This is a genomic window from Gemmobacter denitrificans, assembly GCF_036964905.1.
GTDB classification, from domain to species: Bacteria; Pseudomonadota; Alphaproteobacteria; order Rhodobacterales; family Rhodobacteraceae; genus Gemmobacter; species Gemmobacter denitrificans.
This window is the reverse complement of the sequence record NZ_JBALHR010000008.1, coordinates 65,069-78,451: the sequence shown is the minus strand read 5'-3', so window position 1 is coordinate 78,451 and position 13,383 is coordinate 65,069. Positions and strand designations below refer to the sequence as shown.

Sequence of the window (13,383 nt, the reverse complement as noted above, 5' to 3'; positions counted from 1 at the left end):
TTGCCCGCATTGTGGCGATTTCGTGCCGCTATGGCGCAGGGCCGATGCCGTGTTCTGTTCACAGGGCTGCAAGAAACGCGCCAAGCGCGCTAGGCAGTCCTGGCTGGCGCGCGACGGGTTTGGCATCACCGAATTCGCCCACCAGCAGAACCGTGCGCAACTCGCCGCCATCCGTCGCCGGAAGGAGCGTGACGCATTGCAGCTGCCCCGTCGCCCCCGAGGCAGTTGTGACCTGGAAGTCGCCCACCTGCAGGGTCGTGTGGTCCACCTCGGTCGAGAAAATCACCGGCATCCCGTCTTTGCCGGGCGCACCGCGGCAAATGAGGCGGGACAGCCACGGCAGGGCGTTGTCGAGCCCGAAGAAGGCGGACAAGAGCGTGGCGGATTGGCCGCCGCTTTCACGCGGCAAGGCCGCAGTGGTGGTCGTATCTGTCAGGTCACGGCTTGTAACCTCTGCCCGCATCGGCGCGGCAAAAGCCATTGTGCATGACAGCACTGGAAACGAAAACCGACAGAAGCCAATGCTGGCGCTGCCCTCGGTCTTTCCGTCAACTCGAGATTGGTGTGGCATGCGACCCTCTGCATATTCTGAGTGATCAGCATATACATTGAGGGATGCGTCCTTCGACCGCAGGTCAGGATCACCTGCGGCCAGTGGACATTCATTTTTGGCCAGCGTCGGCCTGAGCCCGCGCCTGATCGCGGAAATCCACGGGTGTGAGGCCCGTCCAGCGCTTGAAACTGCGGGCGAAGTTCGAGGACGACTCGAAGCCAAGTGTTCCCGCAATGGCCTTGATGGGCTGTGTGGTGCTGGAAAGAAGCGACCGCGCGCGCCGTTCGCGGACCTGATCCAGCAATAGGCGATACGACGTTCCTGACCGATCCAGTTGCCGACGAAGACCGCGCTCGGAATAGCCCAGCTCTGCGGCAATGTCCGCGAGGGAAACGGTGAGAGAGGTCGCGCCTTCAAGAACAGCTATTAGCCGGGAGACCGGTGTCGTCTCGAACGCCATTTCCTCGGCGAATTGCTCGCAAAGCTTCAGAAACCGGGCGTGATTGATCGTATCGGCACCTGGAAGCGGTTGGTCCAGAAGGGCCGCCGGGAAAATGATCTGGTTTTCGACGGCACCGAAGCGGATGGGGAAGCTGATCCTTGCGTCCTGTGCACGCCAGCCGTCAGGCGTCTTGACAGACATCTCGGCACGGGTGGCGACCTGGTCTGTCCTCAGCATTGTGTTCAAAAGGCCGTTGATGGCGATGAGGGCACTACTGAAGCCGAAATACTCGATGTCTTCGAACGGAAACTTGGATCGCAGGCGAATGGCTGCCTCCCCCGCTTGCAGACCGGAATGATGGTCCACAAGGCGGACTTCAAAAGCGGGGAAGTTCAGGAAAAAGAACCTTGTCAGAACGTCGAGCCCTTCCTCGAACCGTCCTGCATTCATGGCCGTATAGGCAGGAAGCCCGATATAGGTTGGCTGGAACTGCAGTGCCATCCCGATGCCCAGGTTCGGGTCGCCTGTCTGCTCGATGGCATTCAGAAAAAGCCGTCGCAGCGGCTGAAACCCGCACCGGAAATGCGGATCGCTCAAGCGCGGTTCGTCGAGCCCTGTTTCCGCGAGCAATGCGTCTGCCGGATAGCCGTCTTGGCAGAGCGTCCGAAAGACGAAGCCCGGGTAGTTCATGGGCAGGGCCGGATCTTCCGGTGTGAAGCTCTTGCGGTACATCGGTGATGGTTCGATCGTTTCTGCTTCGAGAATGACCGACTGCAGGCTATCGTGCAACCAGCGAGAGTGTCCATCATATGTGTAGATCTCGCAAAGCACCTGTTGACGGTGCATGGCGCTGTGACGGCCACTCTGGCTTGTGCAAGAGGGCTGTACTTTGACCGAAGCGGGTCGGATTGGAACAGCGACGGGATGTCCAGGCGGGCGGCGGAGCTTCCCCGCCTTCGCCTGTTTCAGAAATGGAAAGCGGCACACCGAAAACGTCGACGTATTCGGGGAGAAACAGACCATTCTCGTCCGTGTCATAGGGCAGGGATCTCTTTTGGGCGAAAATCAACAGCCCTCACGCCCCGGCCATGAAAAAAGCCCCGCCGGAGGGCGGGGCAGGGGATGCTCAAGGTGATAGGGCCGCTCAGATATCGAGCGTGTTTTCATGCTCCCACCGCGAGAAGTGGGAAACGAAACTGTTCCATTCCTGATGTTTCAGCTTCAGATAGGCGGCGGAAAACTCTTCGCCCATCATGGATTTCAGCGTCTTGTCCTTGTCGTATTCGCGCAGGGCATCCAGCATGTTCAGGGGCAGTTTTGGTGCGTTCTTCACCGTATGACCCAGCTGATACATGTCGATATCGTGGCGCTTGCCCGGGTCGGCCTTTGTGCGCACACCATCCAGACCGGCGGCAAGGATGACCGCCTGCATCAGATAGGGGTTTGCCGCTCCATCAGGCAGGCGCAGTTCGAAGCGGCCCGGGCCGGGGACGCGCACCATATGAGTGCGGTTGTTGCCGGTCCAGGTCACGGTATTGGGGGCCCATGTCGCCCCGGATGACGTGCGCGGCGCGTTGATGCGCTTGTAGCTGTTCACGGTCGGGTTGCAGATCGCAGCCAGGGCGCTGGCATGTTTCATGATCCCGCCCAGGAAATGCCGGCCCTGATCGCTCAGGCCCAGCTCCTTGCTGTTGTCGGCAAAGGCGTTCTTCGTGCCATCGAGGTTCCAGACCGAGATATGGGCATGGCACCCCGATCCGGTCAGCCCCTTGAAGGGTTTCGGCATGAAAGTGGCGCGCAGCCCGTGCTTTTCGGCGACCGATTTCAGCATGAACTTGAAAAAGCTGTGTTTGTCGGCGGTCTGCAGCACGTCGTCGTATTTCCAGTTCATTTCGAACTGGCCGGTCGCGTCTTCATGATCGTTCTGATAGGCCTCCCAGCCCAGTTCGAGCATATAGTCGCAGACCTCGGCGATCACGTCATAACGGCGCATCACCGCCTGCTGATCATAGCAGGGCTTTTCGGCATTGTCGTAAGGGTCTGAGACCTTGTCGCCTTCGGGCGTCAGCAGGAAGAACTCCGGCTCCACCCCGGTCTTGACCCGCAGCCCTTCTTTCGCGGCCTCATCCACCAGACGACGCAGGACATTGCGCGGGGCCTGTGCAACGGGTTGGCCTTCCATCACGCAGTTGGACGCAAGCCAAGCCACTTCGGGCTTCCACGGCAACTGAATGACCGATGACGGATCGGGCACTGCCATCATGTCGGGATGGGCAGGGGTCAGATCAAGCCAGGTCGCGAAACCCGCAAATCCCGCCCCGTCTTCGGCCATGTCGTTGATCGCCTGCCAGGGCACCAGCTTGGCGCGCTGGCCCCCGAACAGATCGGTATAGGACACCATGAAATACTTGATGCCGCGTTCCTTGGCATATTTGGCAAGGTCTTTGACCATTTTTTGTAACTCCCTGTTCTTTTTATGGATTTCAGAACGATCCGTCGCGGCCGGGGATCCAGCGGGTGCCAGCCAGCGGCACGCCCGCCATGGCCGCCGCCTCGATCGTCAGCGAACAGAGATCTTCCGGTTCCAGATTGTGCAGGTGGTTCTTGCCGCAGGCCCGCGCGATGGTCTGCGCCTCCAGCGTCATCACCTTGAGGTAGTTCTTCAACCGCCGCCCACCCAGGATGGGATCGAACCTTTTGAAAAGTTCGGGGTCCTGCGTGGTGATACCCGCCGGATCGCGGCCTTCGTGCCAGTCATCATAGGCATCGGCGGTGGTGCCCAGTTTCTGATATTCGGCCTCCAGCGCGGGGTCATTGTCGCCAAGCGCAATCAGGGCGGCGGTGCCGATGGCCACCGCATCGGCCCCAAGCGCCATGGCCTTGGCCACATCGGCCCCGGTACGGATGCCGCCCGACACGATCAACTGCACCTTGCGGTGCATGCCAAGGTCTTGCAACGCCTTCACCGCCTGCGGGATGCAGGCCAGAATGGGCATGCCGACATGTTCGATGAACACATCCTGCGTGGCCGCCGTGCCGCCCTGCATGCCATCCAGCACCACGACATCCGCACCGGCCTTCACCGCAAGCGCCGTGTCGTAATAGGGCCGCGCGCCGCCGACCTTCACATAGATCGGCTTTTCCCAATCGGTGATTTCGCGCAGTTCCAGGATCTTGATCTCCAGATCATCCGGCCCGGTCCAGTCGGGGTGGCGGCAGGCGCTGCGCTGGTCGATGCCCTTGGGCAGATTGCGCATCATCGCCACGCGGTCGCTGATCTTCTGGCCCAGCAGCATGCCACCGCCGCCAGGTTTCGCGCCCTGGCCGACCACGACCTCGATCGCATCGGCGCGGCGCAGGTCATCGGGGTTCATGCCATAGCGTGAGGGCAGGTATTGATAGACCAGCGTCCGGCTGTGGCCGCGCTCTTCTTCGGTCATGCCGCCATCGCCGGTGGTGGTCGAGGTGCCCGCAGCTGTGGCCCCGCGGCCAAGCGCCTCTTTCGCCGGGCCTGACAGGGCGCCAAAGCTCATGCCTGCAATGGTGATCGGAATGTCCAGATGGATCGGCTTCTTGGCAAAGCGCGTGCCCAGCCAGACATCGGTCGCGCATTTTTCGCGATAGCCTTCCAGCGGATAGCGGCTGATCGACGCGCCAAGAAACAGCAGGTCATCGAAATGCGGCAGGTGGCGCTTGGTGCCGCCGCCACGGATGTCATAAATGCCGGACGCGGCGGCGCGGCGGATTTCGGCATTGATCGCCGGGGTGAAGGTGGCCGAGTAACGCGGCGGGGTGCGGGGAAGATCGGTCATGGGATGCCTCAATAGGCCGACGCGTTGTCGATGTTGAAATTGTAGAGCTTGCGGGCCGAACCGTAGCGTTTGAACTCTTCGGGTCTGGCCAGATGGTCCGCCTCGCCGCGCTTCAGCAGGTCGGCCAGCAGCGCAAGATGTTCGGGGCGCATTTCTTTTTCGATGCAATCGGCCCCCAGGGATTTCACGCTGCCGCGCACGAAAAGCCGCGCCTCATACAGGCTGTCGCCCAGGGCCTCGCCAGCATCGCCCAACACGACCAGATTGCCCGATTGCGCCATGAAGCAGGACATGTGGCCGATATTGCCATGCACGACGATGTCGATGCCTTTCATCGAGATGCCGCAGCGCGAACTGGCATTGCCCTTGATGACAAGAAGGCCGCCGCGCCCGGTAGCCCCGGCATATTGGCTGGCATCGCCATCGACGATCACCGTGCCCGACATCATGTTTTCTGCCACGCCCGGCCCGGCGCTGCCCTTGATGCGGACGGTGGCCTGCTTGTTCATGCCGGCACAGTAATAGCCGGTCGATCCGCGCACGGTGACATCGATGGGCGCATCCAGCCCCACGGCAATGGCATGGGCGCCCTTGGGGTTCACCACTTCCCATGAGGTCTGGTTGGTGCTGCCCTTCAGTGCATGCAAGGTCTGGTTCAGGGCGCGCAATCCCTGTGCGGTCAGGTCGAATGTCTGCATGGTCAGCGCTCCCAGAAATAGACGGTGGCGGGTTCGGGTTCCCAGACGCGGGCATCCTCGATCCCCGGCAGGTTCACCAGCGCGCGGTATTCGCTGCCAAAGGCCACGTATTGATCGGTTTCCGCCATGACGGCGGGCTTGCAGGCGATGGGGTCACGCACCACGCCAAAGCCATTCTTGGTGCCCACCACAAAGGTGAAGAAACCGTCGAGATCGGTCAGGGTGGCCTCCAGCGCATTGCCCAGCGATTCGCCGGTTTGCAGCTTGTGGCTGATGAAAGCGGCGCCGACTTCGGTGTCGTTTTCGGTTTCAAACGTCATGCCCAGACGCTTCAGTTCCCGCCGCACGCCATTGTGGTTCGACAGGCTGCCATTATGCACCAGGCACTGATCCGCCCCGGTAGAGAACGGATGTGCCCCCATCGTGGTTACAGCCGATTCGGTTGCCATCCGCGTATGGCCGATGCCATGGGTGCCGCCCATCTTGGCCACTTCGAACCGGGCAGCCACGTCCTTGGGCAGCCCGACTTCCTTGTAGATTTCGATGCCTTCGCCTGCCGACATCACCTTGATGCCGGGGCGCAGGCGGGTCAGCGCGCTGCGTGCGGCCTCGATCTGATCCAGCGGCATTTCCAGAACGGCATGGGTGGATTTGACCAGCATGGCGACGGGTTGGCCGATGGCATCATGCAAATCGGCATCAAGATTGCGGAAATCGGCCCCCGGATTGGCCGATTGCACGGTCAGTTTGCCAAGGCCCTGGCCAGCGTCGGAATAGATCGCGATGCCCGCGCTGTCCGGGCCGCGATCGGTCATGGTGATGAGCATGTCTGTCAAAAGCGCGCCAAGCTGGGGTTCCAGCTTGGGGTCTTTCAGGAACAGACCGACGATACCGCACATGGGCGACTCCTTCGTGAATGGTTCTGTCGGGACGGTTCAGGATGTCCGCATGAGATCAGGCTAGCACCGGAAATTTCGACCTTCAACTGGTAAGAAACAAATTTTCATCCGGGGGAATATCTGTCGGAATGCAAGGCAAAGTCTGCGATTTCCGCCGCAGGATTCACATTTCGCCCATTCCTTCAGCGATTGTGGCGGGATCTGATGCAAATCTTGACAGATTGTCGCAGGCTGTGTTTCCTGTTGGAAAAATAATTTGCCGGTGGGGGTAGGCGCAGCCCCGACGCATCACCGGAACCAAAGGGGCAATCAAGGGAGGAAGGGACGTGTCGGATCTGACGAGACGGATCGAGGCGATGCATCGCCGCGATGTCACCGTGGCCTGGGCCTTCGTGCTGGGGCTGTGGTTTGCGATCATCTTCGTGGCTCTGGGAACCTGGAGCCTGGCCCCGAACGGTGCCGCGCGCCTGCTGCTGCTGGCAGGGGGGGCGGTGGTCTTGCTGTTCAACACCGCCGCCATCGTGGCGATGCTGCGCCATTACCGGGAGGACCGCGATTTCATGTATGGGCTGGATATCCGGTTTCTGGATGCCGCCCGCGATGCGAAGGGGCGGTAGGATGGCACATTACGTTCCGCCCCGGCAGGGCAAGCTGGGCCAGATGATCGACGTGATCGTGCTGCTGATCCTGTCGATCGGGGCGCTGTATCTGCCGCTCTGGATGGGAATGGCCGGGTCGTCCAAGGTGGCGCAACCAATGGAAAACCCGACCTGGGAAAGCCTTGGCCAGAACCCGGTCATGCAGGCGCAATATGAAAAGCTGGGCTATGCCGATGCAGCTTCGGCCGCCGATCTGATCACTGCCCGCTTCGATTACAGTTTTTCCTTCGGCGCACTTCTGGCGATGATCGTGGTCGTCGTCGGTTACTATGCGATCCTGCTGCGGTTTTCCGAAAAGGAATACCGCGAGGTGATCGCCGAAAAATTCGGGGAGTGACCGGCGATGGATCTGTGGGATTTGCTGGAATACGCGGCCTGGGGGGCATCTGCCCTGTTCGGGCTGTTCATCGTGATGGACTGGATCAGGACCGACAGCCGCTATTCCGAAGAGGTGCTGACCTCTTCGCGGGAAGGCGAGCTTGAGGCGCTGACCGAAGAACAGCATCGGGGATAGCCATGGCACAGGCAGAAAAGATCGAACATGTCGGGCTGGCGCGGGTGCTGGGGCCTGCCCATGTCTGGGCGCTTGGCGTGGGCATCGTGCTCGTGGGCGAATACATGGGCTGGAACTTTGCCGTCGGCAAAGGCGGGGCCTATGCGGCGCTGATTGCCTGCTGGTTTGCGGGCATTCTCTACACCTGTGTTGCCATGATCGACAGCGAGGTGACCTCCACCGTCGCGGCGGCGGGGGGGCAATATACCCAGGCCAAGCACATCGTCGGGCCGTTGATGGCCTTCAATGTCGGCCTGTATCTTGTGTTCGCCTATACGATGCTCGAGGCGGCGAATGCGATCACCGTGGGCTTTCTGGTCGATACCGTCGCCACAATGAGCGGGCATGAAGGCGGGCTGGATCAGCGCCCCTTCATCATCCTGTCGATCATGTTTCTGGCATGGCTCAACTATCGGGGGGTGCTGGCGACCCTGACCTTCAATCTTGTCATCACCGCCATCGCCTTTACCGCCATCATCGTGCTGTTCCTGATGACCTCGGGCCTGACGGGGGACAGCGTGCTGCAACATGCCGATCTGATGAGCGGGCAGGCGGCCTTGCCCTATGGCTGGCTGGGCGTGCTGGCGGCGATGCATTTCGGCCTGTGGTATTACCTTGGGATCGAAGGCACGACCCAGGCCGCCGAAGAGGTGCGAAGCCCCGCCCGTGCGCTGCCCTTCGGCACGCTGGCCGGGATCATGACCCTGCTGATCGCGGCGACGCTGACATGGTTTGTCAGCACCGGCCTGATGCCCTGGGAATATCTGGGGCAGGCGGGTGTGCCGCTGTTCGATGCGGCGCGGCTGTCGGGGTCCGGGTTCCTGATGGTGTTTCTGGGGATCGGCACCCTGTTTGCCACACTGGCCTCGGCCAACGGCTGCATCAATGATGCCAGCCGGGCGTGGTTTGCCATGGGACGCGACAAGTATCTGCCGGGTTGGTTCGGTGCGGTGCATCCGGTCTATCGCACACCCTATCGTGCGATCATCTTTCTGGTGCCCATCGCGCTGATCTTCGCACTTGGGGCGCCACTGGATCAGGTGATCACGTTCTCGATCCTGTCGGGGCTGCTGGAATACACCTTCATGCCACTCAATATCATCCTGTTCCGCCGGAAATGGCCGCTTGATACCATCAAGCGCGGCTATGAACATCCGTTCCATCCGTTGCCGGCCATGGTGTTGCTGGGGTTGTGCGGGATCACCTTCTTTGCGGTCTTTCTTGGCTATGGCACGCAGCTGGTGGCGATGATTTCCTTTTATATTGTCGTGTCGCTGTGGTTCCATTTCTGGCGCTACCGCTTTGTGAACCGGGGAGCGCAGTTCACCATGCCCTGGCCCAAGCCCCGGGGGTACTGACAGATGGCCACCGGTGTTCTGGCACTGGTTCTGGGCGGGGGGCTGGTCTGGCTGGCCCTTCGCCTGCGGCAGGCTGCCCTGGCCCGGGTGGCGGCGCGGGCCGCATATTTCGACCATGTTGCGCCGCTGTTCGAACGTCCGCTGCGGGCGCTGTCCCCTACCGGCTTTGCCAGGCTGTCCGGGCAGATCGGCGAGGTGACGATTGATCTTCAGGCGGTGCCAGACAGCCTGACGTTCCGCAAATTGCCTGCGCTCTGGTTGCTGGTCACAGTGCCGGAGCCGTTGCCGCTGGGGCAGCGGCTTGACCTGATGGCCCGGCCCCGCGGGGTAGAGCCGTTTTCGGCATTCGAGATGCTGCCTTTGCAGATCGCTCTGCCGCCCGGCGCCCCGGAAGATGCCGCCCTGCGCAGCGATGGCCCGCCCGATCCACAGGACCTGGCCGTTCTGGCAGCGCATCTGCATCTGTTCGACGACCCCCGGCTGAAAGAACTGGTGATGGGGCCGGATGGTCTGCGGCTGGTCTGGCTGGCGGATGAGGCGGATCGGGGCCAGTATCTGCTGTTTCGCGCCAACGAGACCGGGCAGACCCCGCTGGCCCCCGAAGACCTGCGCCCCTTGTTGGCTGCGGTTCTGGGTTTGCGGCAGACCATCCTGACCCTGCCCGAGGATTTGCGCCAATGCGCCTGACCCAACCTGCCAACCCGCATCTTGTGTTGCTGTCGGCGCTGGTGCTGCCCGGTTCCGGGCAAGTCTGGAACGGCCAGCCCCTGCGGGGGCTGATCTTTCTGTTCTTCCTGCTGCTGCTGGGCGGGTTCACCCTGCTGACGGCAGCCCCTGATGTCAGCTTTGTCGGCAGGTTTGCTGGCGGCTTCTTCGTCTGGGCCATGGCGGTCTTTGATGCCTACAAGACAGCCCGCATCCGATTCGAGCTGTGGCGTCATGCCAGCGACCGCCGCGCCGGGTTGGGTCTGCCGGGGTAGCCCCGGCAGGGCCCATCTCTGAACGCCGGTTTTTCAGGCAATTGCGCTGATTCTAGGAAAAAAATATTCGTGACAGGCAAATTCTGCTTGGTGCAGCCCAGACGCTGCGTCAATCTGTGCCTGTCACATCTGAAACCTGCCGCGCCAGTTGCGGCCAGCACGGAGGGCAAGACCACGCGCAATCCGGCCGGATGGGCCGCCGGGGGCGCCAAGACCAGAACCACCGCGGACCGGAGACGAGAACAGGCCAGATGGCTGCCGACCGGACGCGCGTTTCACGGAACAGGGAGTGTTCACATGTCACAGAAAGGCGGCTCGGGCGAACTTGTCCGGGCATTGGATTGGCGAGGCGCATTCTGGGTGGCGGCAGGGGTGCCGCCGCTTGTGCTGTTCTCCATCGGCGGCATTGCCGGGGTGGCAGGCAAGGCGGCCTTTGTCGTCTGGATGATTTCGATGGTGATGGGGTTCCTGCAAAGCTTCACCTATGCCGAAATGGCGGGGATGTTCGGCAACAAGTCGGGCGGGGCGTCGGTCTATGGGGCGCAGGCCTGGCTGCGCTATTCCAAACTGATCGCGCCGCTGTCGGTCTGGTGCAACTGGTTCGCCTGGTCGCCGGTGCTGTCGCTGGGATGTGCGATCGCGGCGGGCTATATCCTGAATGCGCTATTCCCCATTCCGCTGGCCGACAGCCAGCCGGTGCTGGACTGGGTGGCGGCCAACCTGGCCAACTACACGGCGGAAACCCCTGCCGTTGTCGAATACATCGCGAATAATGCAGGCACAGCGCCTGATGCGGCGATTGCCGCCGTTGCCGCTGCCGATGGCGTGGCCGCGCTGACCCCCGCTTTGCGGGTGTGGGAGGCTGCCGCAATCACCATTCCGGGCCTTGGCACGCTGCATTTCAATTCGACCTTCGTGATCGGCGTCGTGCTGATGCTGGTGATCTTCGCGATCCAGCACAAGGGCATCGCCTCGACCGCGAAGTCGCAGAAATGGATGGCGATTGTCGTGCTGATCCCGCTGCTGCTGGTAGGTCTGGTGCCGATCCTGACCGGTGCGATCGACAGCATGAACGTCACGAACATCGTGCCGCCTACGGCCAGCTATTCTGGCGTTGACGGCACATGGGACATTGGCGGCTGGACGCTGTTCCTTGGGGCCATGTATATCGCTGCCTGGTCCACCTATGGTTTTGAAACCGCCGTCTGCTACACCGCCGAATTCAAGGACCCCCGCACCGACACCTTCCAGGCGATCTTCTATTCGGGCTTGCTCTGCGTGGTGTTCTTCTTCCTGATCCCCTTTGCCTTTCAGGGCGTTCTGGGCACCAGCGGCATGTTGGCACCGGGCATCATCGACGGCACAGGGATTGGCGAGGCCTTGGGCGGGCTGGTCGGCGGCGGTCCGGTGGTGACGCAGATCTTCGTGATCCTGATGATCCTTGCGCTGTTCCTGGCCATCATGACGGCGATGGCCGGATCGTCGCGCACGCTGTATCAGGGGTCGCGCGATGGCTGGCTGCCGCGCTATCTGGGTCATGTGAACGAACACGGCGCCCCGACCAGCGCCATGTGGACCGATCTGGCCTTCAACGTCTTCCTGTTGGCGCTGGCCTCGGATGCGGCGGGATATTTCTATGTTCTGGCCATTTCGAACGTGGGCTATATCACCTTCAACTTCCTGAACCTCAATGCCGGCTGGATTCACCGCATCGACAGCCCGCATCTGGACCGCCCATGGAAAGCGCCCACAGTCCTGATCGGTATCAACACCGTTCTGGCCTTTGTGAACGCGCTGTTCCTCGGGGCCGGGGCGAAGGTCTGGGGCTATAACAACGCGCTGTGGTCAGGGGCGATCTTTGCCGCGCTGATCCTGCCGGTGTTCTGGTATCGCCACTATGTACAGGACAAGGGTCATTTCCCGAAAGAAGCGATGGAGGACCTCGGGCTGTCCGATCACGGCGATCTGGGGCCGCGCCGGGCAGGGATGCTGCCCTATCTGGCACTGGCCGCCGGGGCTGCGGTGGTGCTCTGGGCCAACTGGTTCTTCCAACTGCCGGGCTGACCGGTTCCACACGGGCGAATGGCGGGGCTGCATTGCCCCGCCCTTTGCATTCCAGCCCCCTGAAACCGACGATTTCTTGGGCATCCGACAGGAAAGTTACCTGATAGGAAAATTTATTGCACAAGATTGTTGATTTTCTGTCCGAGTCGGTTTCACATAGATGAAAATACAAGACATCAACAGGAGGATCAGATGACCAATTCCTGGCGTTTCTCGACGCTGGCCGACCGGCATCGCGCGCTTGGTTCCAACCTCGAAGACTGGAGCGGCATGGGCACCGCATGGTCCTATGACGGCGATCCGATGGCGGAATACATGGCCATCCGCACCAAGGCCGGGCTGATGGATGTGTCAGGGCTGAAGAAGGTGCATATCACCGGCCCAGCCGCCAGCCATGTGATCGAACGTGCCACGACGCGGAACATGGAAAAGCTGATGCCGGGTCGGTCGGTCTATGCGACCATGCTGAACGATCAGGGCAAGTTCATCGATGATTGCGTGATCTACCGATTGGCTCCGAATGCCTTCATGGTGGTGCATGGATCGGGGCAGGCGCATGAGCAGCTGACCATGGCCGCCACGGGCCGTGATGTCTCGATCCGATTTGATGACAATACGCATGACCTGTCACTGCAGGGCCCGCTGGCGGTGGATTATCTGGCGCAGCATGTGCCGGGCATCCGCGATCTGGCCTATTTCAGCCAGATGCAGACCAGCCTGTTTGGCAAACCGGCCATGATTTCGCGCACCGGCTATACTGGCGAACGCGGGTATGAACTGTTCGTGCGCGGGCAGGATGCGCCGATGATCTGGGATCGCATCCTGGAAGAAGGCGCTGCCATGGGCATCATCCCCTGCCGCTTCACCACGCTCGATCTGCTGCGCACCGAAAGCTATCTGCTGTTCTTTCCTTACGACAACAGCGAGATGTATCCGTTCGAAAACGAAGGCCCGGGCGATACGCTTTGGGAACTGGGGCTGGATTTCACCGTCTCGCCTGGCAAGGTCGGGTTCCGCGGTGCCGAAGAGCATTACCGGCTGAAGGGCAAGGAACGCTTCAAGATTTGGGGGCTGAAGCTGGAAGGCAACAATGTGCCCGGCAATGGTGCCCCGGTGATGCGCGGCGGCACGCAGGTGGGGGTGGTCACGCAGGCCATGCACTCGCCGCTGAACAACCACACTGTCGCCATCGCCCGTATCCCGGTGGATTGCGCCAATGACAGCACAAGGCTGGTGGTGAATTGCGCCACCCATGGCGAGATCGCGGCGATCACCAGCCCGATGCCCTTCTACGACGTGGAAAAGAAGCGCCGCACCGCCAAGGGCTGATCCGGGAACGCCTTCGCCTTCCCCGACGCTTGCGCG

14 protein-coding genes are annotated in these 13,383 nt (G+C 61.5%); 8 read left to right on the top strand and 6 right to left on the bottom strand.

Annotated features, from left to right (window positions below):
- Positions 1-58 precede the first annotated feature (58 nt).
- From V6590_RS13515 to V6590_RS13490, 6 genes are all read right to left on the bottom strand, one after another.
- Positions 59-571 carry a hypothetical protein gene (locus tag V6590_RS13515; RefSeq protein WP_335423954.1) on the bottom strand — a complete coding sequence of 171 codons (513 nt, stop codon included), beginning with the start codon at positions 569-571 and terminating at the stop codon, positions 59-61.
- A 91-nt stretch (positions 572-662) separates the two neighbouring features.
- Positions 663-1,841: an AraC family transcriptional regulator gene (locus V6590_RS13510; protein ID WP_335423951.1), complete on the bottom strand. Its 1,179-nt coding sequence runs from the start codon at positions 1,839-1,841 to the stop codon at positions 663-665.
- Positions 1,842-2,139: 298 nt separating this feature from the next.
- Positions 2,140-3,447 carry a type III glutamate--ammonia ligase gene (glnT, locus tag V6590_RS13505; protein ID WP_335423949.1) on the bottom strand — a complete coding sequence of 436 codons (1,308 nt, stop codon included), beginning with the start codon at positions 3,445-3,447 and terminating at the stop codon, positions 2,140-2,142.
- A 31-nt stretch (positions 3,448-3,478) separates the two neighbouring features.
- Positions 3,479-4,807: an FMN-binding glutamate synthase family protein gene (locus V6590_RS13500; protein WP_335423947.1), complete on the bottom strand. Its 1,329-nt coding sequence runs from the start codon at positions 4,805-4,807 to the stop codon at positions 3,479-3,481.
- An 8-nt stretch (positions 4,808-4,815) separates the two neighbouring features.
- The gene (locus V6590_RS13495) at positions 4,816-5,505 is read right to left on the bottom strand and encodes a GXGXG domain-containing protein (RefSeq protein WP_335423945.1); all 690 of its coding nucleotides are present in this window, start codon (positions 5,503-5,505) and stop codon (positions 4,816-4,818) included.
- 2 nt (positions 5,506-5,507) lie between these two features.
- Positions 5,508-6,404, bottom strand: a complete 897-nt coding sequence (locus tag V6590_RS13490) for a class II glutamine amidotransferase (protein ID WP_335423944.1) — start codon at positions 6,402-6,404, stop codon at positions 5,508-5,510.
- Between the two features lie 326 nt (positions 6,405-6,730).
- Between V6590_RS13490 and V6590_RS13485 the strand changes: the two genes are divergently transcribed.
- The 8 genes from V6590_RS13485 to V6590_RS13450 all read left to right on the top strand — a co-directional run bounded on the left by V6590_RS13485 (position 6,731) and on the right by V6590_RS13450 (position 13,347).
- Entirely contained in the window at positions 6,731-7,021 is a 291-nt protein-coding gene (locus V6590_RS13485; RefSeq protein WP_335423942.1) for a hypothetical protein, read from the top strand.
- 1 nt (position 7,022) lies between these two features.
- Positions 7,023-7,400, top strand: a complete 378-nt coding sequence (locus V6590_RS13480; protein ID WP_335423940.1) for a hypothetical protein — start codon at positions 7,023-7,025, stop codon at positions 7,398-7,400.
- A gap of 6 nt (positions 7,401-7,406) precedes the next feature.
- Positions 7,407-7,577: a hypothetical protein gene (locus V6590_RS13475; RefSeq protein ID WP_335423938.1), complete on the top strand. Its 171-nt coding sequence runs from the start codon at positions 7,407-7,409 to the stop codon at positions 7,575-7,577.
- A 2-nt stretch (positions 7,578-7,579) separates the two neighbouring features.
- On the top strand, positions 7,580-8,974 hold the full coding sequence (locus V6590_RS13470) for an APC family permease (RefSeq protein WP_335423936.1): 1,395 nt from the start codon (positions 7,580-7,582) through the stop codon (positions 8,972-8,974).
- A gap of 3 nt (positions 8,975-8,977) precedes the next feature.
- Entirely contained in the window at positions 8,978-9,661 is a 684-nt protein-coding gene (locus V6590_RS13465) for a hypothetical protein (RefSeq protein WP_335423934.1), read from the top strand.
- Entirely contained in the window at positions 9,652-9,954 is a 303-nt protein-coding gene (locus V6590_RS13460; protein ID WP_335423933.1) for a hypothetical protein, read from the top strand. The genes V6590_RS13465 and V6590_RS13460 overlap by 10 nt, the downstream gene beginning before the upstream one ends.
- Positions 9,955-10,251: 297 nt before the next feature.
- Complete coding sequence (locus V6590_RS13455; protein ID WP_335423931.1) at positions 10,252-12,018, top strand: trimethylamine N-oxide permease; 1,767 nt, start codon at positions 10,252-10,254, stop codon at positions 12,016-12,018.
- Between the two features lie 192 nt (positions 12,019-12,210).
- Positions 12,211-13,347, top strand: coding sequence for an aminomethyl transferase family protein (locus V6590_RS13450; RefSeq protein ID WP_335423928.1), 1,137 nt, complete (start codon positions 12,211-12,213; stop codon positions 13,345-13,347).
- The last annotated feature ends 36 nt before the right edge of the window (positions 13,348-13,383 follow it).

Excerpts from the sequence above, each read along its gene's own strand:
- V6590_RS13495 (WP_335423945.1), bottom strand. The coding sequence starts at position 5,505 with ATGCAGACATTCGACCTGACCGCACAGGGATTGCGCGCCCTGAACCAG.
- V6590_RS13510 (WP_335423951.1), bottom strand. The coding sequence starts at position 1,841 with ATGCACCGTCAACAGGTGCTTTGCGAGATCTACACATATGATGGACAC.
- V6590_RS13465 (WP_335423934.1), top strand. The coding sequence starts at position 8,978 with ATGGCCACCGGTGTTCTGGCACTGGTTCTGGGCGGGGGGCTGGTCTGG.
- V6590_RS13450 (WP_335423928.1), top strand. The coding sequence starts at position 12,211 with ATGACCAATTCCTGGCGTTTCTCGACGCTGGCCGACCGGCATCGCGCG.
- V6590_RS13500 (WP_335423947.1), bottom strand. The coding sequence starts at position 4,807 with ATGACCGATCTTCCCCGCACCCCGCCGCGTTACTCGGCCACCTTCACC.
- glnT (WP_335423949.1), bottom strand. The coding sequence starts at position 3,447 with ATGGTCAAAGACCTTGCCAAATATGCCAAGGAACGCGGCATCAAGTAT.
- V6590_RS13490 (WP_335423944.1), bottom strand. The coding sequence starts at position 6,404 with ATGTGCGGTATCGTCGGTCTGTTCCTGAAAGACCCCAAGCTGGAACCC.
- V6590_RS13475 (WP_335423938.1), top strand. The coding sequence starts at position 7,407 with ATGGATCTGTGGGATTTGCTGGAATACGCGGCCTGGGGGGCATCTGCC.
- V6590_RS13480 (WP_335423940.1), top strand. The coding sequence starts at position 7,023 with ATGGCACATTACGTTCCGCCCCGGCAGGGCAAGCTGGGCCAGATGATC.
- V6590_RS13470 (WP_335423936.1), top strand. The coding sequence starts at position 7,580 with ATGGCACAGGCAGAAAAGATCGAACATGTCGGGCTGGCGCGGGTGCTG.
- V6590_RS13460 (WP_335423933.1), top strand. The coding sequence starts at position 9,652 with ATGCGCCTGACCCAACCTGCCAACCCGCATCTTGTGTTGCTGTCGGCG.
- V6590_RS13515 (WP_335423954.1), bottom strand. The coding sequence starts at position 571 with ATGCCACACCAATCTCGAGTTGACGGAAAGACCGAGGGCAGCGCCAGC.
- V6590_RS13455 (WP_335423931.1), top strand. The coding sequence starts at position 10,252 with ATGTCACAGAAAGGCGGCTCGGGCGAACTTGTCCGGGCATTGGATTGG.